Source organism: Acetobacter senegalensis, from assembly GCF_001499615.1.
In the GTDB taxonomy this organism is placed as follows: Bacteria; Pseudomonadota; Alphaproteobacteria; order Acetobacterales; family Acetobacteraceae; genus Acetobacter; species Acetobacter senegalensis.
The window spans coordinates 3,596,471-3,621,695 of sequence record NZ_LN606600.1 but is presented as its reverse complement, the minus strand read 5'-3'; the positions used below and the strand labels follow the sequence as shown (position 1 = coordinate 3,621,695).

At 52.1% G+C, this 25,225-nt stretch carries 20 protein-coding genes and 2 pseudogenes; 6 read left to right on the top strand and 16 right to left on the bottom strand.

All coding sequences use genetic code 11. The features are described from left to right. Positions 1-62: 62 nt before the first annotated feature. Positions 63-458 carry a YidB family protein gene (locus tag ASN_RS16645; protein WP_058988876.1) on the bottom strand — a complete coding sequence of 132 codons (396 nt, stop codon included), beginning with the start codon at positions 456-458 and terminating at the stop codon, positions 63-65. Between the two features lie 497 nt (positions 459-955). Between ASN_RS16645 and ASN_RS16640 the strand changes: the two are divergent. The 4 genes and pseudogenes from ASN_RS16640 to hpxZ form a co-directional block, all read left to right on the top strand. Continuing rightward, positions 956-2,068 (top strand): annotated as a pseudogene (locus ASN_RS16640) (TonB-dependent receptor plug domain-containing protein); the annotation flags it as partial. A 77-nt stretch (positions 2,069-2,145) separates the two neighbouring features. After that, positions 2,146-3,225 (top strand): IS5 family transposase, encoded by a 1,080-nt coding sequence (locus tag ASN_RS16635; protein WP_058988266.1) that lies wholly within the window; start codon positions 2,146-2,148, stop codon positions 3,223-3,225. Between the two features lie 133 nt (positions 3,226-3,358). Further along, positions 3,359-4,594, top strand: a pseudogene (locus tag ASN_RS16630) (TonB-dependent receptor); the annotation flags it as partial. A gap of 181 nt (positions 4,595-4,775) precedes the next feature. Continuing rightward, complete coding sequence (hpxZ, locus tag ASN_RS16625) at positions 4,776-5,174, top strand: oxalurate catabolism protein HpxZ (RefSeq protein WP_058988875.1); 399 nt, start codon at positions 4,776-4,778, stop codon at positions 5,172-5,174. A 22-nt stretch (positions 5,175-5,196) separates the two neighbouring features. Here the strand turns inward: hpxZ and xdhC are convergent, their stop codons facing one another. The 3 genes from xdhC to xdhA form a co-directional block, all read right to left on the bottom strand. Next, positions 5,197-6,015, bottom strand: a complete 819-nt coding sequence (gene xdhC / locus ASN_RS16620) for a xanthine dehydrogenase accessory protein XdhC (RefSeq protein WP_058988874.1) — start codon at positions 6,013-6,015, stop codon at positions 5,197-5,199. A gap of 7 nt (positions 6,016-6,022) precedes the next feature. Continuing rightward, a complete protein-coding gene (gene xdhB, locus ASN_RS16615; RefSeq protein WP_231948526.1) occupies positions 6,023-8,284 on the bottom strand; it encodes a xanthine dehydrogenase molybdopterin binding subunit in 2,262 nt (753 codons plus the stop codon). Positions 8,285-8,411: 127 nt separating this feature from the next. After that, positions 8,412-9,887, bottom strand: coding sequence for a xanthine dehydrogenase small subunit (gene xdhA, locus ASN_RS16610; RefSeq protein ID WP_058988873.1), 1,476 nt, complete (start codon positions 9,885-9,887; stop codon positions 8,412-8,414). 208 nt (positions 9,888-10,095) lie between these two features. Between xdhA and ASN_RS16605 the strand changes: the two genes are divergently transcribed. Then, a complete protein-coding gene (locus tag ASN_RS16605; RefSeq protein WP_058988872.1) occupies positions 10,096-11,070 on the top strand; it encodes a LysR family transcriptional regulator in 975 nt (324 codons plus the stop codon). Here ASN_RS16605 and ASN_RS16600 read toward each other — a convergent pair. The 5 genes from ASN_RS16600 to ASN_RS16580 are packed head-to-tail and all read right to left on the bottom strand — an operon-like array spanning position 11,067 to position 15,697. Beyond that, the gene (locus ASN_RS16600) at positions 11,067-12,488 is read right to left on the bottom strand and encodes a nucleobase:cation symporter-2 family protein (protein ID WP_082666748.1); all 1,422 of its coding nucleotides are present in this window, start codon (positions 12,486-12,488) and stop codon (positions 11,067-11,069) included. The two genes, ASN_RS16605 and ASN_RS16600, sit on opposite strands and share 4 nt — an antisense overlap. A 3-nt stretch (positions 12,489-12,491) precedes the next feature. Beyond that, positions 12,492-12,824 carry a hydroxyisourate hydrolase gene (gene uraH, locus ASN_RS16595; RefSeq protein WP_058988871.1) on the bottom strand — a complete coding sequence of 111 codons (333 nt, stop codon included), beginning with the start codon at positions 12,822-12,824 and terminating at the stop codon, positions 12,492-12,494. Beyond that, complete coding sequence (gene uraD, locus ASN_RS16590; RefSeq protein WP_058988870.1) at positions 12,821-13,336, bottom strand: 2-oxo-4-hydroxy-4-carboxy-5-ureidoimidazoline decarboxylase; 516 nt, start codon at positions 13,334-13,336, stop codon at positions 12,821-12,823. The genes uraH and uraD overlap by 4 nt, the downstream gene beginning before the upstream one ends. Continuing rightward, positions 13,333-14,226, bottom strand: a complete 894-nt coding sequence (gene puuE / locus ASN_RS16585; RefSeq protein WP_058988869.1) for an allantoinase PuuE — start codon at positions 14,224-14,226, stop codon at positions 13,333-13,335. Before puuE ends, uraD begins: the two co-directional genes overlap by 4 nt. Before the next feature lie 22 nt (positions 14,227-14,248). Next, on the bottom strand, positions 14,249-15,697 hold the full coding sequence (locus ASN_RS16580; RefSeq protein ID WP_058988868.1) for an NAD(P)-binding domain-containing protein: 1,449 nt from the start codon (positions 15,695-15,697) through the stop codon (positions 14,249-14,251). A 310-nt stretch (positions 15,698-16,007) separates the two neighbouring features. On the opposite strand from ASN_RS16580, the gene ASN_RS16575 reads away from it, so the two are divergent. Further along, positions 16,008-16,910 carry a LysR family transcriptional regulator gene (locus tag ASN_RS16575; RefSeq protein ID WP_006558769.1) on the top strand — a complete coding sequence of 301 codons (903 nt, stop codon included), beginning with the start codon at positions 16,008-16,010 and terminating at the stop codon, positions 16,908-16,910. Positions 16,911-16,990: 80 nt separating this feature from the next. Here the strand turns inward: ASN_RS16575 and ASN_RS16570 are convergent, their stop codons facing one another. From ASN_RS16570 to ASN_RS16535, 7 genes are all read right to left on the bottom strand, one after another. Continuing rightward, positions 16,991-18,595 carry a gamma-glutamyltransferase family protein gene (locus ASN_RS16570; RefSeq protein ID WP_058988867.1) on the bottom strand — a complete coding sequence of 535 codons (1,605 nt, stop codon included), beginning with the start codon at positions 18,593-18,595 and terminating at the stop codon, positions 16,991-16,993. Positions 18,596-18,600: 5 nt separating this feature from the next. Then, on the bottom strand, positions 18,601-19,950 hold the full coding sequence (locus tag ASN_RS16565; RefSeq protein ID WP_058988866.1) for an AtzE family amidohydrolase: 1,350 nt from the start codon (positions 19,948-19,950) through the stop codon (positions 18,601-18,603). 2 nt (positions 19,951-19,952) lie between these two features. Then, positions 19,953-20,138 carry an AtzG-like protein gene (locus tag ASN_RS16560; protein WP_006558766.1) on the bottom strand — a complete coding sequence of 62 codons (186 nt, stop codon included), beginning with the start codon at positions 20,136-20,138 and terminating at the stop codon, positions 19,953-19,955. 40 nt (positions 20,139-20,178) lie between these two features. Further along, a complete protein-coding gene (locus tag ASN_RS16555) occupies positions 20,179-21,405 on the bottom strand; it encodes a pyridoxal-phosphate-dependent aminotransferase family protein (RefSeq protein WP_006558765.1) in 1,227 nt (408 codons plus the stop codon). After that, a complete protein-coding gene (locus ASN_RS16550) occupies positions 21,405-22,712 on the bottom strand; it encodes an allantoate amidohydrolase (RefSeq protein WP_058988865.1) in 1,308 nt (435 codons plus the stop codon). The genes ASN_RS16555 and ASN_RS16550 overlap by 1 nt, the downstream gene beginning before the upstream one ends. 116 nt (positions 22,713-22,828) lie before the next feature. Beyond that, a protein-coding gene (locus tag ASN_RS19070; protein WP_099048343.1) for an IS5 family transposase occupies positions 22,829-23,583 on the bottom strand; the annotation gives its coding sequence in 2 pieces (ribosomal slippage) (positions 22,829-23,253 and positions 23,253-23,583; 756 coding nt in all). A 232-nt stretch (positions 23,584-23,815) separates the two neighbouring features. Further along, a complete protein-coding gene (locus ASN_RS16535) occupies positions 23,816-25,171 on the bottom strand; it encodes an NCS2 family permease (RefSeq protein WP_058988864.1) in 1,356 nt (451 codons plus the stop codon). Positions 25,172-25,225: the final 54 nt, after the last annotated feature.

Sequence of the window (25,225 nt, the reverse complement as noted above, 5' to 3'; positions counted from 1 at the left end):
TCATTCTGGAGAGCAGAGGAAAGAGGAGGTGTTGATAAAACACCTCCTCTTTCTGTTTGGCTTTACTCTGTGGGTGTAGGATTGGACCGTGTAAAAGACATATGCAACGCCCGCCGCCGGATACAACGGGGCAGAAGTTCGCACATCATACTCATGGTCGCTTCCTCTGAAAGCCCAGTTTGCTCGGAAATGGAATCCAGTTCAGATTTTGTAAAAAATCTCTGAATTTCTTCCGGCGTAGCGCTTCGGGCTTTGTCCGTTGTTTGCCAGTAACGGATCACATCAATCATTCCCGCAGCTTCAGCTCGTTCCTCCAGTTTACTGGGATGATCCGGTTGGGGCACTGGACCAAGAATATCATTGATTACTGACAGCAAGCCGGACTCATCCTGAGTTGCAAATGTCAGGAAATCCCCCACCTGTGTTGCGGCAGAGGTAATCTGTTCAGAGAGTTTCATGCGTATCGCCTCGCGTTTGTGGAGAGCTTTCCGTCGTGCAACTCTTTAGTGTTAAGGGGTTTCGTGCGACAGTCCGCCCAGCCTCTTGAAAAGAACTCACCCTGCGCAGAAAGACGTTCTTGAATCAGTAAAAAAAAAGGAATCTTCTGCGCCTAAAATTTCAACGCCCGGCTAATTAGCAAGTTTCCTTGCTCTTCCCTCTCTGCGACAGGTTATTTCCTCCAAGAAACTTTTGGTATCTCAGTGGTGATTGCTGAAGGCGAGAGTCATACGATCATCTCATTGTTATGTTGCATTTCTGTCTACTCGAAATTCGAGTGAAAGGGCTTCATTCTAATAAAAGCAACGCAAAAATGCTTTTTTTCCTTTTGTGCGAACATGCTGTTTTCCATATATAACGAGAAAGCATCGTTTACGGTTGTTCTTAGAACAGCGACTGATCTGGGCCCCTTTTTATTCTCTTTTTGTGTATGTATGTCATGACAGGAAGGCAGAGTATGCTGACCAATTCTTCTCAAACTTTTCGTTTGTTTGCATCTCTGTCTCGGCGGAAACGGCTGATGTTTCTCTCAGGCCTGGCCAGTGCGGTTACGTGGTGCAGTGCTACCTCCATAGGTCTGGCAGCGCCCATCTCTACCAGTCACGCCGCGACGCATAGCAGCGCAAAAAAGGTTACTTCCACGCGTTCGTCCAAAGTGGCTTCTGTCAAAAAAAATTCTAACCCGCTACAGGCAAAAGGAGAGGAAGATATTCTGGTTGGTTCGCATCGTCAGGCCCTGAACGGCGGCGGCGGAATGATGCGCTTGGAAACGGCGCCTCATGCGGTGCAGACTGTTACAAAAGCCTACATCAATATGCGTAGCCCCACGTCTACTGCGCTTGATCTGGTCAAGAACCTTCCCAGTCTGAATATTATGGCCCCTGATAGTTCTGGTATGGAAGGCGGGCAGATCCAGTCTCGTGGCCTGACAGATCTGGATATGGCGCTCATGGTGGACGGCGCACCGGCGGCGGCGGCCAAATACATGACAGAAGACATTGATTCTGAAAATCTTGAAGAAGTCAGTGTTGCACCGGGGAGTGCCGCACGTGATCTTCCGGTGATGTCAGCCGCTGGCGGCGTCATGAACTCTCGGACTCATCTGCCCTCCAACAAGTTCGGCGGGATGATGGATTTTTCTTATGGGACCAATAATCTTTCCCGGGAATTCCTTCGTCTTGAGTCGGGTGAAATCGGCAATAGCGGCGTAAAAAGCTTTTTCTCTTTTTCCAATACACATGCGCGTAGCTGGATGGGTGCAGGTATCAACCAGCGTAAGCATATTGATTTCGGTGTAAGAAAGGATTGGGATAACGGTTCCAATGCACACCTTTTTCTGTCCTGGAATTCAGAAGACTTTGTGATCGATAACTACCCGACAGAGCAGCAATTCCTGAATTACAAGCATAACGGCATTGGCTGGGGTCGCTCTTCTGATTCTCGCAATGTCAATTATTGGAAAAACAATAACGATCATTGGAATCAGGTGTTCCTGACCGCCCCTATTCATGTCGTTTTACCCAAAAAATTTACATTTGATCTGCAACCGTATTTCAGTTTCGGGCAAGGTGGAGGGTTCGAAAAACCCTCTGGTATTGAGGTCTGCTCTGTGATTCCATTTTCCTTGCGTTGATTGGAGTATGGATCATGAAGCAGGCGGGATTTTTTGACGTTGAAGAGCGGCTTGCCCGGCTGAGCGGGCTTGGTGATCAGCTCGAAGCATTTTCCCGGACTGTGGATTTTGAAGTCTTCCGCCCTGACCTGGAGAAGGTTCTGGCGTATTCTGACGGAAGCAAAGGCGGACGACCGCCATTTGATCCGGTGCTGATGTTCAAAATTCTGGTGATCCAGACGCTCAACAATTTGTCTGATGAGCGGACGGAATATCTGATCAACGATCGCCTCTCCTTTATGCGTTTCCTTGGGCTGGGACTTTCAGATCGGGTGCCGGATGCCAAAACGGTCTGGCTGTTTCGCGAGCGTCTGACCCAGGCGGGTGCGATCGATGGGCTGTTCAACCGCTTTGATGCGACCCTGCGCAACGCCGGGTATTTGCCGATGTCCGGCCAGATCCTGGATGCCACACTGGTAGCGGCTCCAAAGCAGCGGAACACCAACGCAGAGAAAGCCGATCTTCGGGAAGGACGTATTCCTGAAGACTGGCAGGACAAGCCGTCAAAGCTGTCGCACAAGGATCGTCATGCGCGCTGGACGCTAAAGTTCACCAAAGCGAAGCTGCAGGATGATGGAACCATGCCATCCAGTGATCTCGCCATCCCGTTCTTTGGCTATAAATCGCATGTTTCCATCGATCGGAAATACCGGTTCATCCGGAAATGGAAAACAACGCATGCCGCCGCCAGTGATGGCGCGAGATTGAGAGAGGGGCTGCTGGATAAAACCAATACGGCCTCAAGTGTCTGGGCTGACACGGCCTATCGCTCAAAAGCCAACGAAGACTTCATGGAAAAGCAGGGATTTGTTTCCAAGGTTCATCGCAAAAAGCCGCATCTCAAGCCTATGCCCCGGCATATCCAGAAATCAAATGCTGGAAAGTCGGTCATCCGCTCGCGTGTCGAGCATGTCTTTGCCGATCAGAAGTCACAGACGGGGCTGTTTGTCCGGACTGTCGGTATCAGTCGAGCCACCATGAGGATCGGCCTGGCCAATATCGTCTACAACATGCGCCGCTTCCTCTTCCTGCAGCGGATCAGCACCACAGCGTAGCTATCAAGCGGATAACAGCGCCCAATCTGCTCAAAACGCAGACCGGATGCCATCGCAAAAACCGTCAATCAAATCGCCAAAAGCCAGAAATCACGGGCCACGCACATCAATTGACGGTTCTTCGATCCCTCCAGGTTGGGATGCCTCTCCCGGCGGCGTTGGTACGGATGCATCAGGTGCGCAACGCAACATGACATCCTATTTTGATGAACACGGGGCAAGGCAGGTTGGGGCAACGGCCAAACTGGGGTATGACATTGATCGGCATAACCATATTTCACTTGGTTACTGGTATGAGAACAATGTAACAGACCGCAACTATCCAAGCGGATTTGTTATGGATAATGGCGCTGCTCCTGGGCCCAACAATGCCAATTATCTTATTTCCAAAGGGGATAGACAGAAAGCTGGTTACGAAATTCATTCTCTCTTCATTCAGGATACGGCCCGTTACCTGTATGATAAACTTGTTATCAATGCCGGTTTCAAGTTTGTGATGGCAAATACATGGAACAAAGATTATTACGGGTATCAGGGAAACAACCGCACGGCTCCCCTCCCCCAGCTTTCCATAAGCTATAATATCGATAATCAGAATCAGATTTATATCAACGCTGAAGGGGATTATCGTCAGCCAAGCACAAATGACTTGGGCTGGCTCTATACCAGTATGCCTATTCCTAAAAATCAGTATTCCATCAAAGAGGAACTTGGATACAGATATCATAACAAGTATCTGATGCTGGATATGTCTTTCTTCAATTATAACGTTACCAATCGTATTGTTGATCAGTATCTGGGCATGAACAGCTTCCGCCCGTTTTCCATTGGCAATCAAACCATGCGTGGCTTTGATTTCATGATTGCTGGGAAATCAATTCATGGTTTCAGTCCCTATGCGTCCATTGAATATTTGCATGCGACGCAGGACAGTAACGTTTTCGACCCTTATCAGCAGATCATGCTTCATTCCAAAGGCACTCAGGCTGTCATGGCCCCGCGTATCATCGCAAACTTCGGTTTAACATATACGTATAAAGGTTTTTTTGCTAATGGTTCTGTTCATTATACAGGGCCGCAATCTGTCAGCGTTGCGAATGATCAGCGTATTCCAGGGTATGTCACCAACTCTCTGTCGCTCGGTTATCATTTCCAGCCCTTCAGCTTTCTCAAGTCTCCCACGTTCAAGTTGAATTTTACTAATCTTACAGGCTCTATAGTGCGTACTGGGGCCATGGGTGCTGTTTATAGCGCCAAGGATTCCAGCACTGTCTATAGCGGAAGCTCCCCTGCTTATACTGGTTATGGGAACTCCTTCATGGTGGAACCCCGTTTTTCCATGACAGGAACAATTTCCACATCTTTCTAAAAGATATCTGTTTCAAAGAAGTATGGTCTTCTTTGAAACAGAGACATATGCCAAAAATCCTTGAGTGAGCCTTTTTTGCTTATCTCAAGGATTTTTGTTTTCGTCCCACCTGTCTGGATGGCATGAAGAGTGTGATATGAATGTTGCCCACCAGATCATGCTTAGAAAGAGTTTTTAGCCGATGCCTTCTGCCATATTGGAAACAGAAATTACCGCGTTGTCAGATGCTTATGAAAGAGCGCTGGCTAATAACGACGTAACGGCATTGGATGCGTTCTTCTTTGATGGGCCAGAAACCGTCCGGTATGGCGTGGGTGAAAATCTCTATGGCACAGAAGAGATCGCCGCGTTTCGTCGAGCGAGAAAAGGCGGCTCACCGCCCCGCAAAATGCTGCGCAGGGTTGTTACTGTTCTGGGTGACAACGCCGCTGTTGTGAGCTTGGAATTTCAACGTGAAGGGTCCAGCAAAATAGGCCGACAAATGCAAACATGGTTTCTCTCCCCGCAGGGCTGGAAAATCATCGCGGCGCATGTCTCCCTTATGGCAGAACAGCCCGAAACATCTCGACCGGCGCTCTAAAAAATTTGCTGCTTGTGGGGGCTCAAGCCCCACTTTTTCTATGAATGAGTTTTATAACAATCTCGGAGGCAACAAGAGCCGCAATAATTTCTGGTCTCTTGTCTCTCACTGTTTGCCCGCCTATGGGGCAGGTAAGAGCGCTGATCTGGTCTTCTGTCAGCCCAATTGCGCGAAAACCCGTTTCAAACCGACGTCTCTTGGTTTTTGAACCAATCAACCCGATATAAGCTAGGTCATCCCGTTCTAAAGCGGCAGCAACGATCAAGGCATCCAAAGAATGACTGGGCGTTAAAACCAGAACGCCTGCTCCGGCCGGAAGTGCCGCGAGATGGTGCTCCCATTGCGAGCTAACGTGTGCAGTCACACCGGGGGGGATTGCACCAAATTCTTCCGATCTTGGATCAACCCAGACCAGGTTCAGGGGCAACGGTGCCAGAGCGTGGGCCAGCGCACGCCCTACATGCCCGGCTCCGAACATGAGAAGAGTTGGATAAGTCTGTTTCTCGTTATGAAGCTGTTGTTTGAGGGTATCAACAATATTGGGTTGAGCCCGCGTGATGGCCACAGTGACTTGCCCCCCACAGCATTGATTTGTACCCGCCCCAAGGGTGACATCATGAGTCACACTGGGAAGATTGCTGTTCAAAAGCGTACGCGCTTTCTGCAGGCATTCCCATTCCAGGCATCCTCCCCCGATTGTGCCTTTCTGCCAATCCTGCCCAACCAGCATGAAAGCGCCTGCTTCGCGCGGCGTAGAGCCGCGCACAGTTGTCAGTTGCACGCATGCGAAAGGCGGACTTTCTGGCCTCCAGCATTCCAGGATGGAGATCAAGGAGCGCATGGACGGATTAAACTTCAGAGAGAGCCCGCAAGCGCTCTGCCGTGCGCAAAATACACTCAGGCGTTGCTGGAGTATCCAGTTGGGGACAGATTTTGTAGTTTTTCAGGCTCGCAAGTGCATCAGAAATGGCCTGTAGTACAGCAACACCATGCACAAAGGGCGGTTCCCCAACAGCCTTGGAGCGGAAAATGGTTGCTTCCCTGTTCGGTGCGGCTTCTAGAAGCGAAACATTGAAAATACGCGGCCTGTCAGAGCACGCTGGGATTTTATAAGTGCTGGGTGCATGCGTGCTCAGTTTTCCGGCTTTGTCCCATACGAGTTCTTCCATGGTCAGCCATCCGGCCCCCTGTATGAAACCACCTTCAATCTGGCCGATATCAATGGCAGGGTTAAGGGATTGTCCGGCATCGTGCAGGATATCCACGCGTTCAATCCGGGTCTCCCCGGTTAAAAGATCTATGGCGACTTCTGCGCATGCCGCACCATACGCAAAATAATAGAATGGGCGCCCTCGTCCTGTTTCAGCATTCCAGGAAATTTTTGGTGTTTTGTAAAACCCGTTGGAGGATAATGAGACACGCGCAAAATAGGCTGCCTTGACCAGGGCCGGAAAAGAGACCAGCGTTTCTCCTATCTGAACACCTTCGGGCTGGAACTGAATATCTTGTTCAGATACCTGCCAATGATCTGCGGCAAAGCTGATCAAACGGTGTTTGATTTTGGAAATGGCATCAAGAACAGCCATGCCATTCAGATCAGCACCGCTTGAAGCTGCCGTGGCAGATGTGTTCGGAACTTTTCCGGTGGTGGTGGCCGTAATGCGCACACGGTCTTCTGTCAGCCCAAATTCCCGCATGGCGATCTGCACCATCTTGGTATGCAGTCCCTGCCCCATTTCCGTGCCGCCGTGATTCACCTGTACAGACCCGTCCGTATAGATGTGCACAAGTGCGCCGGCCTGATTGTAATGCGTTGCGGTAAAGGAAATACCGAATTTTACCGGAGTAAGCGCTATTCCTCGGCGTATATACGGACTGTGTCTGTTGGCTTCTCTCAAGGCCTCACGTCTAGTTCGATAATCGCAGTTTTCCGCCAGTTGTGTCATGATTTCAGAGGCAATGGAGTCCTCAACTGTCATGTGATAGGGCGTCAGGTCACGGGTGCCGGTGCCATAAGTGTTGCGGAGGCGGACATCCAGCGGATCCAGCCCGGTTGCAAAGGCGATTTCTTCAATAACCCGTTCCGCCGCAACAATCCCCTGCGGACCGCCAAACCCCCGATAAGCCGTGTTGGACTGTGTGTTGGTTTTCAGGGGTTCAGATCTGAAACGGACATCAGGGTAGAAATAGGCGTTATCAGCGTGAAACAGCGCCCGATCAATGACAGGACCGGACAAATCGGCTGACCAGCCACATCGGGCTGCGAGCACCATATCCACTGCAAGGATATGGCCCGTGTCATCAAACCCGACATCATACTCAACAACAAAATCATGACGTTTGCCAGTCATGATCATGTCATCATCACGGTCCAGCCGCATTTTGGCAGCCCGGCCGGTAGCGCTTGCGGCCACTGCCGCCAGACAGGCTGGGATATTGGCCTGAGTTTCCTTGCCGCCGAAACCACCTCCCATACGCCTGATCTCTACGGTGACAAGGTTGCTGGGACGGTCAAGAACATGCGCCACCATATGTTGCGTTTCTGTAGGGTGCTGCGTGGAAGACCATACACGCATCTCTCCCTCTTCCCCTGGCTGGGCAAGAGCAGCCTGCCCTTCCAGATAGAAATGTTCCTGCCCTCCAATGGTTATACGACCGCTCAGACGTCTGGGAGCATTTATAAGCCCCGTGTCAACGTCCCCTCGTTTCATTTCCAGAGGCCGCCATACCAGAGCGCTTCCGGCCTCGCGCGCCTCTGCAATCGTGAGGGCAGCAGGCAGCTCTTCATAGGTTATTTTGGCCAGACGGGCCGCTTTGCGAGCCTGATGACGATCTTCAGCCACCACAATGAAGATTGGCTGGCCATAGTAGAACACCATATCGTCAGCCAGTAGAGGCTCATCATTCTTGCCGACTGGGCTAACCTGATTATGGCCGGGAATGTCCTTGTGTGTCAGCACACAGATGACACCCGGCACAGCCCGGACAGCATCCAGATCAAGAGAGAGAATACGGGCATGTGCTTTGGTGCTCAGTCCTGGCACAACATGAACCAGTCCTCGTGGTTCAGGTATGTCATCCAGATAGGTGGCTTCACCTGAAACATGCATTCTTGCACTTTCATGTTTCAAGCTGGTGGAAGCCCCACCCGTGACAATTACCGGATTGGGCGTGGCACGCCTGCTCTCCAGAGAGTCCTGTTCTCCGGAAGCAAGCTTGACTTGCATCTTTACTGCCTCAGCCATGAGCGGTTTCCTTCCACCCGGCAAGCCGGGTTTCTGGCTGTTGGGTCATTCCCGATGTTTCTGCAAAATAGCGCGTTAACAGGTTGGCTGCTACGGTGCGCCGATACCATTCACTCCCTCGCATATCAGAAAGGGGTGCAAAATCGGTCTGGATGGCGTCGCGTGCTGCACTGAGGGCGCGTTCATCCCACATTTTTCCTACCAGCGCGGCTTCGGTAGCAGAAGCGCGTTTGGGAATTGCTGCCATCCCGCCAAAAGCAATGCGTGCGTCCGCTATCAGTCCTGCCTGAGTAACAGTTAACGCGAATGCGCCTAATATGGCTGAAATATCCTGGTCAAACCTTTTGGAAACTTTGTAGGCTCGATACTGCAACGCGGGAGCAGGATACGGGATCAGAATCCCTTCAATGAATTCCCCTTCTTTACGGTCCTGTTGACCATATGCCAGGAAATATTTTTCTAAAGGTAATGTCCTGCGTGTTTCGCCGTGCCGTAAATGGAGGATAGCGCCAGCGGCAATGAATAACGGTGGTCCGTCTCCTATGGGAGAGCCATTTCCTATATTGCCACACACCGTTCCTGCATTGCGAACCTGAGTAGAGCCGATGCGGCGAATAACTTCTCCTGCATCAGGAAAAAGAGCCGCTATGTCCTGCTGTGCTTCTGTGTAGGGTATGCCAGCGCCAATCCATAGACCTTCCGGGCGATGGTCTATTTTTCGCAGGTCGTGAACACCTGAAACACTGATAACGTGCGGAAGAGACTGTAAACGTTTGGTAACCCACAGGCCAACATCGGTTGCTCCCGCAACGAGTGTGGCATCTGGTGCGGCTTTGTAACTCGCAGCAAGCTGGTCGGATGTTCTGGGCAGAGTAACGGTACCGGCATGTGTCCTGATTTCGGCCATTTCCGCATTCTGTAACGCCGTCAGGCGTGTACGGATCTGATCCTGTTCACGTTCAAAATTGTCCTGCGTATGTTGCAGGGCCTGTTTCATGGCCTTGACTATGGGGGCATATCCGGTGCAGCGACACAAATTGCCAGCGAGGGCATCATTGATGTCTGCATCTTTAGCCGTTGCCCCTGCTTTCTTGCTGTAAGCCACCATGGACATGACAAATCCCGGCGTGCAGAAACCACATTGTGACCCATGAAGGTCAACCATAGCCTGTTGGACGGGATGCAAGCTGCCATCCGGTGAGCGCAGGTTTTCTACCGTGAATAGCTGCGCACCATCCAACATCCATAGGAACTGAATGCACGCATTAACGGCCTTCCAGACAAGCTGGTTGTTTTCAAGCCGCACCACCAGCACCGTGCAAGCTCCGCAATCCCCTTCATTACATCCTTCCTTGGTTCCTGTGAGATGACGTGTCTCACGTAACCAATCAAGCACGGTGGTTTCCGGGGCCACATCGGAGAGCCGGTAATGCTGATCTCCCAGATAAAATTGGATATGATCACGCATGGCAGTTTTTCTCCTAAGGACCACATTCCGGCCCGTTTATGCACGTTGTCTGCTGACCTCGAAGCCAAGCGGGTAAACGGGACATTTATGTGTGGCGGTTCCAAAGAGAATCACAAAAAACAAGACGTTCGTCCAACAGAAAGAATACGACGCGCCGTTGCGTTTTTGTCGACGCATGCCATAGGAAGAGAATTCTCAGGATATAAGCATGACCCCTATGCGAAACTCAGGCCGCGTTTTCACACTGTCCCGCTTTGCCATTTATTTTGAAATGGTTGCGCAGGCTGGTTCCATCCGACAGGCTGCCACTGTCCTGAACGTTTCTCCATCCGCAGTTAACCGCCAGATTCTGGCTATTGAACAGGATATGGGCACACCCTTGTTTCATCGTCACAGCACGGGTTTGAGTCTGACAAGTGCGGGAGAACTGTTGCTTGCCACGATCCGCGCTGGAAAACGCGATTTTGAGGCTTTTCAGACACGCCTTACAGCTCTTTCAGGTCTGCATGGTGGATTGGTGACCATGGCAGTGGTCGAGGCTGTTAGTGATCGGTTTGTGCCGGACATCCTTTCCGAGATCAGCAAGGATTATCCGCGCGTGGAATTTTCCATAAAAACTATGGATTTCAAGACGATCTGGCATAGCGTTTCCCGCAATGAAGTCGATTTTGGAATTTCTCTCCTTGGTTCAGAAAAGCTTTCTCGTCGGGTACGCGTGGTTGCAACCCTGCAAGCGCCTATTGGATTTATTGTTCGTCCGGATCATCCATTGGCAGCCTGGAAGGAAGCCAGACTGAGCCATGTATTGGGAAGCCGGTTGATTATTCCAGATGCAACGCTGGCAGTTGGGGCGGCTATCCGAGAAGGTCTGGTTGCCCAGAATGTTGATATCAAACCAGCCTTTTCGTGTAATCGGATTGTCAGTATCAAGGCGTTGGTAAGGAGCGGGCTGGGCGTTGCCCTGCTGACACAGGCTGATGTGATTGATGAAGAGAAATCAGGCGAACTCTGTTTTGTCAGAGTTATTCAAAGCGACATAAAACCTCTTCGCTTCGCATTGATCCATAATACACAGCGACAACTTTCAGCGGCCGCACATGCAACTCTAGACGTGATAACGAGGAATTTTCACGCGCTCTCCACAGCAGAGAGCGCAGGTTCCCTTCCAGATATTTCTTCTTAATGGTCTGTATGGGGGTAGGAAACGAACTCTGCCTCGACCGTTGCGCTTGTCTCATGTGTGTTTATGGCAGATTTCTGCGGTTTTTCTGTCATGAAATGGTTGAAAATCAAGTGAAGCACCATGGCAGACATTGAACCCAGCGTAATACCGCTTCCAAATACAATTTGTGCCCAATGGGGAAAATTGTCGGCAATATGAGGTTGCGCCGTTGCTAGCATGCCTAGGCCCACACTGGTACCAACGATGATCATGTTGTTCTGATTATCAAAATCAACTTTCGTCAGGGTCTGAATACCAACAACCGCAACGGTGGCAAACATGGACAAGGCAGCGCCACCTAACACAGGCAGGGGAACACAGGCCATAATGGCAGCCAGCTTGGGAATGCATCCCAGCACAATCATGATCACAGCTGCGGCTGCGACGACCCATCGGCTTTTGATCTGTGTCAGGCGGACCAGCCCCACATTTTCAGCAAAACAGGTGTAAGGGAAAGAATTTAAAATTCCTCCTATGGCGGTTGCTACGCCATCCGCACGAATGGCGCAGGCAATATCCTTTTCTGAAATGCTTTTTTTGACAATGGCTCCGGTTGCAAACACGTCTCCCGTTGTTTCCAGCATTGAAATGATCATGACAATGATCATGGAAAAAATAGGCACAATGTGAAAGCTGGGTAGCCCGAAGTAGAAAGGCCGGGCAATGGTCAGCAATGGAGCGGCAGAAACGTCCTGAAACTGTGCATCTCCTAGCATCCATGCGACTAATGTTCCGCAGACAAGCCCCAGCAGGATGGCGATGGTCCCAATGAATCCGCGAAAAAATTTCTGAATACCCAGAATACAGAACAAGGTTCCTAACCCGTAGGCCACGTTCCGTAATTGCACAGGGTCCTGCATTGTGGTTGTGCCGCGCCCTGCCACAATATCATTTGCGGCAACCGGCAGAAGAGCCAGACCGATGATCAGGATAACGGAGCCGGTCACAACTGGAGGAAAGAACCGGATCAGTTTGGAAAAATGGGGAGCCAGAAAATAGGAGAAAACACCGGCTACAATAACAGAGCCGAAAATCTGCTGAAGTCCAACAATACCGCCTCCGGCAGCCGTGCCAATCGCGATCATCGGCATAACGGCTAGAAATGTTACACCCTGCAGCAGTGGTAGCCGTACCCCGATATTCCCAATTCCTACCGCCTGCAGAAGAGAGGCAATGCCGCAGGTAAAAAGATCGGCTTCAATAAGGTGTTCCAGCGTATCATGCGACAACCCCAGAGCACCGGCCACCAGAATGGGAACAATCACTGCGGCAGCGTAAAATGTCAGAACATGTTGAAAGCCGTACACCCCAAGTTGCCAGATGGGCAATATTTCATCGACCGGATGAACCGCTTTTGACGTCGTTCTGACAGTGTTCACGGCTCAACTCCCTCGATAGGTGGAATAACTGTAAGGAGCGGCTAACAGAGGCACATGGGCGTGCCCCTCTTCTCCCAGACCAAAGGCAACAGGAACGACATCCAGGAAAGGCGGATCAGCAAGCTGATGGCCTTGAGCGCGAAAATAGTTCCCAATGTCAAATTCGAGTATGTAGAGCCCTTTTTCCAGAGACAGAGACCGTAACTCCGGACAGCGGCCATCTTGATCCGTTTTTCCGGAAAAGATTACAGTGTCTGCAGAAGAAAGACGAAACGTAACCCCGGCTGCAGGACGGCCGGAGACCGTATCCAGCACATGCGTAGAAAGCGAACTCATACTTTCACCTTATCCTGTAATCGTAACGATGCGATAGCATCAATCTGCGCGAGTGCTTCAGTCAGTTCATTTTCTGCCGTGCTGTTTAGCCGACGGCTCATTTCTTCAAGAATAATCGCTTTGGGTGCTTTTCCCGCCTTACGGACACAGATGACAAATGGCATGCCGAACTTTGCCCGGTAGGCGGCATTCAGGGCGTGAAAACGGTCATACTCTTCGGCCGTCAACCTGTCCAAGCCTGCACCACCCTGCTCCTGTGCAGAGTCCTCACTCAACGCAGGATCAATGCCCGCCCGGTGTCCAAGTTCGGGGTGTGCGCAAACCAGTGCATGTTTTGCACTGTGGTCCGCCTGTTTGAGAATACTGGCAAAAGCAGCCTCCATGGCCGAAAGACTGGAGAAAGGACGTTTCTTTTCTGCTTTCTCTGCAATCCAAGGGGAATGCTCATAAATGCCACTGAATTCAGCAACAAAGGCGGCTGGAGTCAGGGCATTTACTTCATCAAGCGTCATGCCGGATAGACCTTCTGCCAGTGCCGTGCAATGTCCAGACGCGTTGCAACCCAAACGTTATCATGCGCTTTAATATGCTCAAGAAAACGGGCGACAGCTAATGCCCGCGCTGGTTTGCCTGCCAGACGACAATGAAGACCGACTGACATCATGCGACCGCCTTCCTGGTAAAGCATGTCAAAATTATCACGCATGTAATGGAAAAATTGTTCACCCTCGGTAAAACCGTTCAGGGCTGAAAATTTCATATCATTTACGTCAAGCGTGTAAGGCACAATCAATTGAGGCTTGCCGTATTGGCGATCATAATAAGGGAGATCATCTGCATAGGAATCCGCATCATAAACAAATCCCCCTTCTTCTACGATCAGACGAGCCGTGTTTGGGCTGGTCCGTCCCTGATACCAGCCTAGGGGACGCTCTCCCGTTACTTTTGTATGCAGGGCAATGGCTTCACGGATATGCGCCCGCTCCACTTCTTCAGGGATGTCCTGATAGTCGATCCACCGTAGGCCGTGGGAGGCAATTTCCCATCCGCTCCGCTTCATGGCTGCAACGGCTTCAGGATTGCGGGCCATGGCCATGGCGACGCCAAATACAGTCGGGCGAAAACCTGCGTTTTCAAAAAGTCTGTATAACCGCCAGAACCCCGCCCGGCTGCCATATTCATACAGGCTTTCCATCTGCATGCAGCGTGCGCCGATAATCGGTTTTGTGCCGACCATTTCAGAAAGAAAGGCCTCAGAGCCTTTGTCTCCATGCAGAATACTGTTTTCCGCGCCTTCCTCGTAATTCACAACGAACTGAATGGCGATGCGAGCCCCTCCAGGCCATTGAGGGTCAGGGGGATTTGGCCCGTAACCAATCATGTCACGCGGATAAGTCGTCATTGTTCTTCCTGTTTTCGGCGTCTCATTCAGAAGCAGTTGGGGGTGCCAGACTGATCAGCTCATCTGTATTATAATCCAGAAGGCTTTGAAGCTGCTTGTCTCCATCCGCCACAAACAGGTCCCGGCCAATGGCCTGCGTCAGACGCTCCACGCCGAAGCGCATGCCGCTGATAGATGCACCGGATAAGCCCATGCTTGGCATGGCGGCAAATGTAAAATTGTGAATGGCCGCCATCATGGGGGCAAGAGGATCCGTCGTGTCACGGGGAAGAAACTGAAAATGTTTGCCCAGATATGGGTGGCTACCCAGAAGAGTGTTTTCTTCGCCCTGCGGCGCCTCAAACTTATCGCGCCAAAGCTGCACTTTTTCTGCAATCAGACGCAATTCCGGTCTGCGGGTCAGGTCAATAACAAAACCTGTTCCGATAATCAGGAAGTCAAACGTCATTTCCCCATGCGGCGTGCTGACAATAATCTCGTCCCCTTTTTCCTTGACGGAAAGCCAAGGGGTGCCTGTATGAAAGGCGAAATTTTCATGCTTCCGACAGCGCCAGAAGGTATCCTGCGGCGGAGGCTGATTGAGATCATAAATTTTGCGCATGAAACGCCAACGGGTCAGATCCGGCAGGTCTGCAAAGTAGCTGAGGAACCCTGCGTTCTCCATCCAGCGGTACGGATTAACCGTCGGTATTTTTGTGCGACGCAGGCAAAGGTCAACGCTTGCAGCGCCGTTTTCCAGCGCCGTCGCCGCGTTGTCAAAAGCCGAGGCCCCAGCCCCAAGCACTCCTATGCGTTTGCCGCGCAAGCTAGCGAAATCAATTGTTTGACAGGTGTGCGCATAGCGGGTGGGAGAGATTTTCTTTGAGATGAAATCGGGGACATGCCATGCGCCACCGCCTTCAATACCGGTAGCAAGGACAACTTTGCGGGCCCATTGGTGGGATTTTTGACCATTGCTGTGCTCAAATACAAGCCGCAGCAAGCCATCTTCCCATCCCATATCAACCAGTTTGTGGTCATTTTTTACGTTCAGTCCAAGCGTGTCTCTTACCCAGTTGAGATAGTTCTGCCAGTCCTGACGCGAGATTTTATCAAGTTTTTGCCATGCTGCTGCGCCATAGTGTGCTTCGTACCACGACTGCGGGGTAAGACTGGGGATACCAAGGTCTGGCCCCGTTACATGCTTTGGGGTACGCAGCGTGAGCATGCGGGCAAACGTAATCCACGGCCCCTCCCCTCCTCGCTCGGCTTTATCAAAAATCATGGTGTTGGGAATGCCACGTCGGCGTAGGCCAAAGGCTGTTGCTAGCCCCCCTTGGCCACCACCAATAATGGCGACATCCAGCACCTTTTCCCCATTACGTTCCATCTCCGGACACCAGTTGCCGGTCGCATAACTGATTTTTGCAAGATCAGCGTGTACCCGTTGGGTAAGATCTTGCAGGGCAAGGGAAGACGAAACCTGATTCATGATGAAGCCCTAATTAATGAGAAAGCGGCGTAATGAAGGGAGGGAAGGCAAAAACGCAGAGAGCCTTGTTTCAGAACAATATCGCAAAATAGGAGGGGGACGCTGAAGGTGCGTAGAGAGCCGCGGTTTGCAGCGTCATGGCGTTACGCTGCGTTTCTGGTCCTACTCTTCTGGCAAGAAACATTCATCACTATCCTCTGAACTGACATTAGCGCAGCCCTGTCCAACTGAGAGAATAATTTCATATTCACCCCGTTCTTGTATATGATTTAAATCAGTCTAATCTGTTCGCAAAATGAGAGCATCCATTATGCCTGTCTTTTCGCGTTTTCTCCGGTACTTTATGGCGGTGGCCCAGCATGGATCCATCCGGAAAGCGTCTGACGAGTTGCATATAGCGGCTTCAGCGATAGACCGGCAGATTCTTCAGGGAGAAAAAATGCTGGGAACGCTTCTGTTTGAGCGTCTTCCCACAGGCTTACGGCTAACAACCGCCGGTGAATTATTGCTGACATCCTGCAGGCGCTGGACGCGGGATATGTCCGCCCTGACAACGCAGATTGATAACCTGAAAGGATTGCGGCAAGGCTCGGCTGATATTGTGATTCCAGATGCCCTTACCAAAGGTTTCATACCAACGGTGCTGGGAAAACTGAGGGAAAGCCACCCCGGCATTACGGTGAATATTCATGTCCGCGCCAGTAGAGATATGGGAGAAATATTGGTTAATGGAGATGCCGATTTTGCTCTGATGTTCAATCCGGGCCATATGAGAGAATTATATGTGCGTGCCCACAAGGAAATCCCTCTCGGGTTTATTACCCTTCCCGATCATCCTGTAGCCGCCATGGACGAAGCTTATTTTAGCCTCTGTGCGGAATATCCCGTGGTTGTGCCCGCTCCGCCCTTGGCGCTCTGGCGACCATTGGAGCTTCTGGAGGCCGAGACAGGCATGAAGATTCAGGCCATTGCCCGTGCTGACAACATTCAGATGATCAAATCGCTTGTGAGCGAAGGGGTTGGAATAGGTATTCTGAGCTATCTGGATGCATATGATGAAATCCAGAAAGGACAATTGGCTTTTGTGCCTCTTCGCAACAAAAAGCTTTCTCCGATCACATTGGCATTGTGTGTTGACCGTTCTCGCCAGTTGTCCATGGCTGCCCGGCTGATTATTTCCGAGGTAGAGCAGTTCTTCGTCGAAGGGATTTGATATAAACCAAGGACGCCCGGCAACTCAGGTATTTTTCTCAGGCGTTTTTGTATTTTGGACGCCAAATTTTGTGGCGGCGATCACCATGCCGCGACAACCCCATCGCTTCTTGGATCTGTTGCTCCTTCCAGCACGCCATCTGCATGGCGTACCAACGCGCCAGCGTGCCCCATCAAGGACGTAAAGGGAGCTACACATTCAATGGCATGTCCTGCCGCTCCAAGTTGCGCAATAACGGCAGGATCAAACCGGTCTTCGTATTTGAGCGTAACACTCTCGTCGCCCCATGTACGGCCAAGTAACCAACGGGGGGCTGTTATGGCTTCCTGCAAACCTATCCCGTACCGTGCGTAACGGCTGAACAGGGCCGCCTGCGTTTGGGGTTGCCCTTCTCCGCCCATGGTTCCGTAAACCATTGTGCGTCCGTCAGCAAAGCGTGCAGCGGCGGGATTAAGAGTATGGAATGGCTTGCGTCCAGGTTTAAGGGCGTTCCATCCGTCCTCCGCCAAGCGGAAGCTGGCTCCTCTGTTTTGCCAGACAATGCCTGTCTGAGGGAGAACAACACCTGATCCAAATTCAAAATAGGTACTCTGGATCATGCTGACAGCCACACCGTTGCTATCAATAGCTCCCATCCATACCGTATCTCCATCCTGCGATGGGTAAGGCCATGGTGCGGCCTTTTCCGGATCAATCGCCGCGACCATGCTTGCCAATGCGGCTTTGTCGTTCAAGCAATCCTGAGCCTCTACACTCATAAACGATGGATCCCCCACGTGGGTATCCCGATATCTGAACGCCTGTTTTGTAGCTTCCACCAAGCCATGAATATGGTCAAAACTCTCTGGCCGTTCCGCCTTTAACTGATCAAATAATGCCAGAATGAGAAGAGAGGCCACGCCCTGAGTAGGCGGAGCCATATTGTAAAGCGTGGCTCCCTTGATCTGCACGGATAGAGGCGGTTTTATAGAAGCTTTGTGAGACGCCAGATCTGCTAGGGAAAGCGGGCTGCCTGCGCGCCGCAGATCCTCAGCAATGTCATCGGCCAGAGAACCGGTATAAAAGCTGTCAGGGCCTTCGTCGGCAATACGTCTCAACGTCTGCGCCAGTGCCGGGTTTTTTAAAATGTCGTTTGTCTGAAGCGGTCGTCCTTCAGGCTCAAACACGACTGAATAACCAGAAATGTCTCTCAGTTCGGCTGATTTGGCTGCAGCAACTGCCGCGCCTCCTTCAGTGACCGGCACGCCGTGCTCAGCATACCAGATTGCGTCGCTCAACAGACGTGTCAAAGGGAGGCGTGTTTGCTTTTCACCACTCGCGCGTTCTGCGAGGCCTAACGCTGTTCCCCAGCCTGAAACGGTTCCTGCCACTGTGTTGGCGGCAAGGCCTCCCCGCCAGGGAACTGTCTGGTGACCCGCGTTTTTGTAAAGAGTCAGATCCGCTTTTCCTGCCGCCGCCCCACACGCATCTATGGTCTCCACGCGTCCGTCGGGCCAGCAGATGAGCCAGAAAGCATCTCCTCCAATGGACGTCATGTGTGGGTAAACCACAGCTAAAGCAGCCGCTGTGGCGACCACGGCCTCAATGGCGGAACCGCCCTCTTTTAGAATATCCAGACCAGCCTGGCTGGCCAGATGATGCGGGGACGTAACCATGCCTCGCAAAGAGCGCGGTGTGTGCAACATCAGGATTAGTTCCGAGCCGTTACAACAGGAAAACCGAGAAGACCTTTCTGTTCCAGCATTTCGGCAAATGCGAGAAGAGTGTTCTCTTTACCGGGGGCCGCAATGAATTGAACACCCAGAGGAAGAGGAGTGTCCACGTCATTTCGCGGCGAGAGAGGGGCAGAAAGCACGGGCATGCCAGCCAGACTTAAAGGCTGGGTGAACAGACCAAGGTTGGCGCGAGCGGAAACAGCTTTTCCTCCCACCATAATGGTGGGCTGATCCAGCCGTGGTGCTGGGCCGACAGTTGCCGGAGCAACAAGAATATCTACTTTCCTGAAGGCTTCATGCATGATTTCCCGGAACCAGTTACGCACGCGCTGCGCCTGAATGACGGCAGCAGAGGGAAGCAATGCGCCTGCCATCAATCTGTCTCGCGTGGCGGGGTCGTATGCCATAGGCTCAACCTTAAGCCGGTTAAGGTGCAGATTGCCTCCTTCTGCGGCGGTAATAACAAAGGAGGCGGCGCGTGCACGCGCAACTTCCGGCAAAGTAATGGTTTGAGTGTGCTGGCAGGCCGCCTGAATAGCATTCATGCCGGCCGCTACGCCACTGGTCAAATCCTGAGCAAACCACCCATCCAGTATTCCGACCGAAAGCGCGCTGACATCACCTTTATAAGCGAGGGACTGACCAATCAGAACTTCGCTGACAGAGCGAATATCCGCAACGTTCTGTGCGAACGGTCCAATCACATCCAGGCTGCTAGCAAAGGGATAGACCCCTGCCAGCGGGACAAGACCCTGCGTTGGCCTTAGCCCCCACACACCACACAGGGACGCGGGCACACGAATGGAGCCATTGGTATCTGACCCTAGTGTGAACGGAAGAAGATTTGCTGCCACGGCTGCGGCAGAACCACCAGAGGAGCCGCCCGCAAGCCTTTGGGGGTCATGTGGGTTTCGCGTTGTTCCGTAATGTGCGTTTTCGGTGGCGAAGCCGTACGCAAACTCGTCCATGTTGAGAGAGGCTACCGGAATGGCCCCAGCAGCGCACAATCGCTGCACGACTTCTGCGTCCCGAGTGGCGGGGGGAGAGTTATTCAGCACCACGGAGCCCGCCGTTGTGACCTGCCCCTCAAGATCGAACAGATCCTTCACGCCAAATGGCACACCCGCCAGAAGCCCTACCCTATCCCCTCTGGCAATACGGGCATCCAGATCTTTAGCTGTCTGTAATGCTCGTGTTTCCAGAACCTTGGTGACACAATTATAGGAAGAATCCCGTTCTTTCAGGTCGCGTATGGTGTCAGTGCAATGCTGAAAGGCCGAAACTTTGCCGTTCTGAATACTCTGCGCTAATGATGAAATAGACATGCTTACGGCCGATACTCATAGGCAGGGATGCAGGTGTCAGGCAAAGCCATGCCACAAATCAGATCAACGTACCCACGCAATAACTGCGTATTGGCCGCCACACTAGCCATACAGTCTGCAGGAATGGTCAGATCAATCTGGCGTGCGAGCACGTGCAGATCGCTCAGAATGAGATCCTGTTCGTTCACTCAGGCCTCCTGTGGCAAGATCGTGAAATAAGAATGACTTTTATGAATATTCTGCAAGGGCGGCATCCACGCCTGCGCCTCTCTGTGCCTTATGGCCTTCGGCAGCCAGGCAGACTTCAAGGGCGGCAAGGGTCAGAAGAACCTTGTGTTTGACGGCATTATAACCCATGGCCCCAATGCGCCAGATTTTACCAGCCAGAGGACCAAATGCGGTGCCGATTTCGATACCAAAATCATCCCGCATCCGCATTCTGACATTCTCGCCGTTCACTCCTTCGGGGATCCAGATGCCGGTCACGTTTGTCATCCGATAGGTATCGTTCCCGAAGACTTTCAGTTCCAACGCGCGGGCACCCGCCACCATGGCGGTACTGGCAGCGCTATGGCGGGCAAAACGTGCTTCCAGCCCTTCTTCCAGCATGATCCGTGCGGCTTCCCGTGCACCATACAGCATCGTTGTTGCTTCTGTGTGATGGTTCAGGCGTTTTTCAGACCAGTAATCCATGACCATGGCGAGATCAAAGTAGTTGGAGGCAATGCGCGAGCGGTTGCCATCGAGCGTATCTGCACCGCGAATACCCGCTTCCACATGCTTGCGCGCCATAATGTGCTCAGCTGCCCGATCAGAAATTGTGATGGGGGCAGATCCTGGTGGTCCCCCCATACATTTCTGCAGGCCGCCAGAAACGACATCAACACCCCATGCATCCGTCTCAACTGCCATGCCACCAAGCGTAGCCGTAGCATCCGCATAAGAAAGCACGCCATATTTGCGACAGAGCTCCCCTACTCCCGCCAGAGGCTGAGCCATGGTGGTAGAGGTATCTCCATGGATGCAGGCAAAAACCTGAGGCTTGTGTTCAATCAGTGCATTTTCAATCTGTTCCAGCGTGGCGACTTCGCCCCACGGAAGGTCCAGAGTGCAGATTTCAGCACCAATGCGCTGGGCAATTTCTGAAAGCAGCAGGCCAAAACGGCCCGCACGCACAATCAGCAATTTTGCTCCCGGTTCCACCAAAGAGACGAGAGCAGCTTCGATCCCTGCCCGGGCGGTACCGTCAACCAGAAAAGTCCAGCGGTTTTCCGTCATGAAAACCTGACGGTACAATTGCATGGTTTCATTCATGTAGGCTGTCATTTCAGGGTCAAACTGTCCCAGCATGTCAGCCGCCATTGCCCGCAAAACCCGGGGGTGCGCGTTAACAGGCCCAGGCCCCATTAACAGCCGCTGGGGCGGATCAATCTGACCGAACAGATTCTGTGCCATTACGCGATTTTCTCCTGTCCTGCAGAATAGGTTTCTGCGTAGCTTTCGATAAAAGTAACCATCACCTGAAAAGCAATTTCCACGTCTTCCGCGGTTACCGCTTCTGCCGGGTTATGGCTGATTCCTTTTTCGCACCGTATAAACAGCATGCAGACAGGGGCCAAAGCCGCCATCACCATCGCGTCATGCCCTGCGCCGCTCACCAGTTTGCGCGCAGAAAGACCGGTAATTTTTTGGATTGCGTCGCTCAGGGCCTGTGTCAGTGCGGAATTGCAAGGGGTTGCAGGCAGGTCCTGCTGCAGTTCCATACTGAGTTCAACATGCCGTTTTTCTGCAATTGCCGCCAAGGCAGTGCGAATTGTCTCGGCCGCCTTGTCGCGGATACTCTCCGTGCCGGACCGGATATCCAAAGTAAAGGCCACGTCTCCTGGCACAACATTGGGTACGCCCGGAGCAACGTCCAACCGGCCTACAGTAGCAACAAGATCACCGGCTCCCTGCAGCGCTATGCTTTCAATGGCCACCATTGCTTCAGCAGCAGCAGCCAGAGCATCTTGCCGCAAGTGCATGGGCATTGTGCCAGCATGCCCTGCAAAGCCCTTTATATTAATGAGGAAGCGGTATTGTGCAGCAATGGCAGTGACAGCACCCACCGCATGATTTTCAGATTCCAGAACCGGCCCTTGTTCAATGTGGGCCTCAAAGTAAGCGATAACATCTTTCTTGTTGCGGGCTGCCTTTGAAAAATCTTCCAGAAGGAAGCCTTCTGTCCCCAAGGCGTCTCGCAAACTGATACCGGCGGCATCCTTCATTGTGTCGGGAGCTGCTGTCAGCAAGCCCGCGACTGCGCGGGACGTCAACATGGAGACAGGAAAGCGTGACCCTTCTTCGTCCCCAAACCCGATAACTTCTACAGCAAACGGTAGACGCTTTTTATGAGCCGAAAGATAGGCAACGACTTCAATCCCGAGCATCACACCCAGCGGCCCATCATATCGACCGGCGTTTCTGACACTATCAAGATGAGAGCCGATAAGAAGAGCAGGCGCATCAGGTCGGGCGCCTTCATACCGCCCCACAAGATTGCCTGCCGCATCTTGGCGAGTTGTCATACCCGCCTCTTCCATCCAGGCAGAGACACAGCGGACGGTTTCTCGGTAAGCCTTGCTCAGATAGGGGCGGAAAAGGGCTCCTTCCTCTTCAGAATACGGAGCAACACCAAGGCTATTACACCGGCTGACAGCTCGGGTTCCACCATATTGAGCCGCCCCAACTGGCGCGGAGAAAGGTGTTTCACGAGATGTCATACAGTCACAACTCCGGCTATTCGTGCATCTTGTTACGGTACGCGTACAATCTTGCATACAAGGAAGATGGGTTGCAACCCTTCTCCCCTCCATAAAAAATAGACTAGAGCGTGTCGTCAGTTAAGTAGGATAATGATTGAAGCGAACTGCACGGCTGCGAGGAAGGTCGATTTCAGCTTGTCGTAGCGTGTTGCGATAGCACGGAACTGCTTGAGTTTATTGAAGAACCGCTCGACAAGGTTCCGTTCGCGGTAGAGAGCGAAGTCGGTTTCCCGTTGGGTTGTTCTATTGCGTTTCGGCGGGATGACCGGAGTAATCCCGCGCTGTGTCAGCCGATCAATCAGTCTGTCCGCGTCATACGCCCTGTCGGCGAGGAAGGCATCCGGATCGATGTTTTCCAGCATCGGTTCCGCCTGGCTGATATCCGCATCCTGCCCCGGTGTGATGCCGAGTTCCACCGGATTGCCCAGAGCGTCGCAGATGGCATGGATCTTTGTCGTCAACCCGCCTCGTGATCGTCCGATGGCCTGATCCGCGCCCCTTTTTTGAGGGCTCCGGCACTATGCTGATGTGCCCGGACAATGGTGCTGTCGATCATCATGTATTCATTGTCGTGATCCGCGGCTAGATGGCGAAAGATCCTCTCAATAACACCGCTTTCACACCAGCGGCGCAGACGCCGATGCACGTTTTTCCAGTCTCCGAAACGGGCAGGAAGATCACGCCATGGAATGCCTGCGCGATAGCGATACAGCACGGCCTCCACGAACAGGCGGTTGTCCGCTGCTGTGCCGCCGACATGACCTTCACGACCGGGGAGAAGGTCTTTTATCCGTTCCCACTGATCGTTGCGTAAACCGTAGCGCCGCATCTGTTGCTCTCCCACAAAATCGGGAAAACAGTCAGCACAGGACGCCACAAAGTACAACCCTCACGTGCCATACTCAGCGCTTAACTGACGACACGCCGTAGTGAATTGCTAAATTTATAGCAGGAGAAACCTGTGGGCAGGGCCTATGACTAAGGCCCCCTGCCCACCTTTCAATTGAATCTCTTGTACACACAGAGCGTGCCTGAAGGACGTGGTTTGGCGCGAGTGTTTTTCAGCCCATTCGTGATGAAAGGACAAGATAAGTCACAAACACACCATCCAAAGTAAGCAACATAACGGTAATGTCCTGCCAGCGTCTGCTTGTAATGGCCAGAAATGTGAAAAGCAGGAGGCCGAGAGCCAGACTGATCATGAAATCTCCTGTCATGACGGTAATCAGCACCATGAGGAGCGGTATAATCTGCTCTCGCGCAGAAAGATTTTTCAAATCAGTCAAGCCGCTGAGCATGCCCAATCCCACCAAGATAAGAATAGGAGCCGTTGCTACAGCTGGTACGGATGTGATTAACGGCCAGAAGAGAGACGAAAGCGCAAAAAGCAACGCGACTGTCACACCGACCAGCCCGGTTTTACCCCCTTCCTCTACTCCCACCAGAGATTCAAGATAGGCAGAAACGGTGGATGTTCCGAGCGCAGAGCCGACAATGCTTGCTGTTGCATCAGCAGCAAAAGCATCTCGCCCCAATAGCGGCTGCCCTTCCTTGTCTTTGAGTCCAGACCGCTGAATGACGGCCATCATCGTGCCGGTTGCATCAAAGAAGTCCCCGAGGAAGAAATAGAGGGTTACTGGTAAGACAAGGAAAAAATGAGAGAAAAAGCCTTTGAAATCGTATGGGAAAAGCATGTGCGTTGGATAATGGGGCCAGTCTATCCAATGGGTTGGCAACTGTGTCACCTTTGCACCGGCACCGTGCGGGACAAAGCAGCCAACAATTGTGATTATTGTAATGACAATCAGCATGGCCGCCGGAACACGTGACCAGCGCAGAAATGCCGCAAGAAAGAGTCCAGATATAGCCAGAAGAACGGCCGGATCAGTCAAATGACCAAAAGCCAGACCATCATTCCCTTTTATGGCCAAGCCGCCTGTTACCATGCCGATATGCGCAATAAATGCCCCAATGGCAAAGTGGATGCCCAGACGAACAGGAACAGGAAACGCCCTGACTATTTTCTGCCTCCACTGGGTCAGGGAAAGCGTTAAAAATGCCAGACCGCCCAGTAGTACCATTGTGAAGGCAACAGCCGGAGGAACACCCATCCGGATAACCACAACTTGCGCGAAGATAACGTTACTGCTCATGGCTGGAGCCAAGGCGATCGGCAGATTGGCCCAAAGAGCCATGATAAGAGACCCCAAAACCGCAGAAGCGATTGTGGTCATGACCATATCGTGTCGGTCCAGCCCCGCAGCGGAAAGAATGTCGGGGTTGACGGCCATGATATAGGCCATTGCCCCGAATGTCGTGACGCCAGCCAACACTTCCTTCCAGAAACTGGAACCCCGGGCGGATATCTGGAAATAGCGATCACAATACCGATTAAAAAACGTTGAAAATACGCTCATTCTCTCCTCGCCGTATCCAGATGACACCCGGTTATAGTAGTCATGAGCCTTCAC

Excerpts from the sequence above, each read along its gene's own strand:
- ASN_RS16550 (WP_058988865.1), bottom strand. The coding sequence starts at position 22,712 with ATGACATCTCGTGAAACACCTTTCTCCGCGCCAGTTGGGGCGGCTCAA.
- ASN_RS16575 (WP_006558769.1), top strand. The coding sequence starts at position 16,008 with ATGCCTGTCTTTTCGCGTTTTCTCCGGTACTTTATGGCGGTGGCCCAG.
- xdhC (WP_058988874.1), bottom strand. The coding sequence starts at position 6,015 with ATGCGCTCCTTGATCTCCATCCTGGAATGCTGGAGGCCAGAAAGTCCG.
- ASN_RS16565 (WP_058988866.1), bottom strand. The coding sequence starts at position 19,950 with ATGTCTATTTCATCATTAGCGCAGAGTATTCAGAACGGCAAAGTTTCG.
- hpxZ (WP_058988875.1), top strand. The coding sequence starts at position 4,776 with ATGCCTTCTGCCATATTGGAAACAGAAATTACCGCGTTGTCAGATGCT.
- ASN_RS16580 (WP_058988868.1), bottom strand. The coding sequence starts at position 15,697 with ATGAATCAGGTTTCGTCTTCCCTTGCCCTGCAAGATCTTACCCAACGG.
- xdhA (WP_058988873.1), bottom strand. The coding sequence starts at position 9,887 with ATGCGTGATCATATCCAATTTTATCTGGGAGATCAGCATTACCGGCTC.
- uraH (WP_058988871.1), bottom strand. The coding sequence starts at position 12,824 with ATGAGTTCGCTTTCTACGCATGTGCTGGATACGGTCTCCGGCCGTCCT.
- ASN_RS16570 (WP_058988867.1), bottom strand. The coding sequence starts at position 18,595 with ATGTTGCACACACCGCGCTCTTTGCGAGGCATGGTTACGTCCCCGCAT.
- puuE (WP_058988869.1), bottom strand. The coding sequence starts at position 14,226 with ATGACGACTTATCCGCGTGACATGATTGGTTACGGGCCAAATCCCCCT.
- ASN_RS16605 (WP_058988872.1), top strand. The coding sequence starts at position 10,096 with ATGACCCCTATGCGAAACTCAGGCCGCGTTTTCACACTGTCCCGCTTT.
- xdhB (WP_231948526.1), bottom strand. The coding sequence starts at position 8,284 with ATGCATGTTTCAGGTGAAGCCACCTATCTGGATGACATACCTGAACCA.
- ASN_RS16645 (WP_058988876.1), bottom strand. The coding sequence starts at position 458 with ATGAAACTCTCTGAACAGATTACCTCTGCCGCAACACAGGTGGGGGAT.
- ASN_RS16535 (WP_058988864.1), bottom strand. The coding sequence starts at position 25,171 with ATGAGCGTATTTTCAACGTTTTTTAATCGGTATTGTGATCGCTATTTC.
- ASN_RS16635 (WP_058988266.1), top strand. The coding sequence starts at position 2,146 with ATGAAGCAGGCGGGATTTTTTGACGTTGAAGAGCGGCTTGCCCGGCTG.
- ASN_RS16555 (WP_006558765.1), bottom strand. The coding sequence starts at position 21,405 with ATGGCACAGAATCTGTTCGGTCAGATTGATCCGCCCCAGCGGCTGTTA.
- uraD (WP_058988870.1), bottom strand. The coding sequence starts at position 13,336 with ATGACGCTTGATGAAGTAAATGCCCTGACTCCAGCCGCCTTTGTTGCT.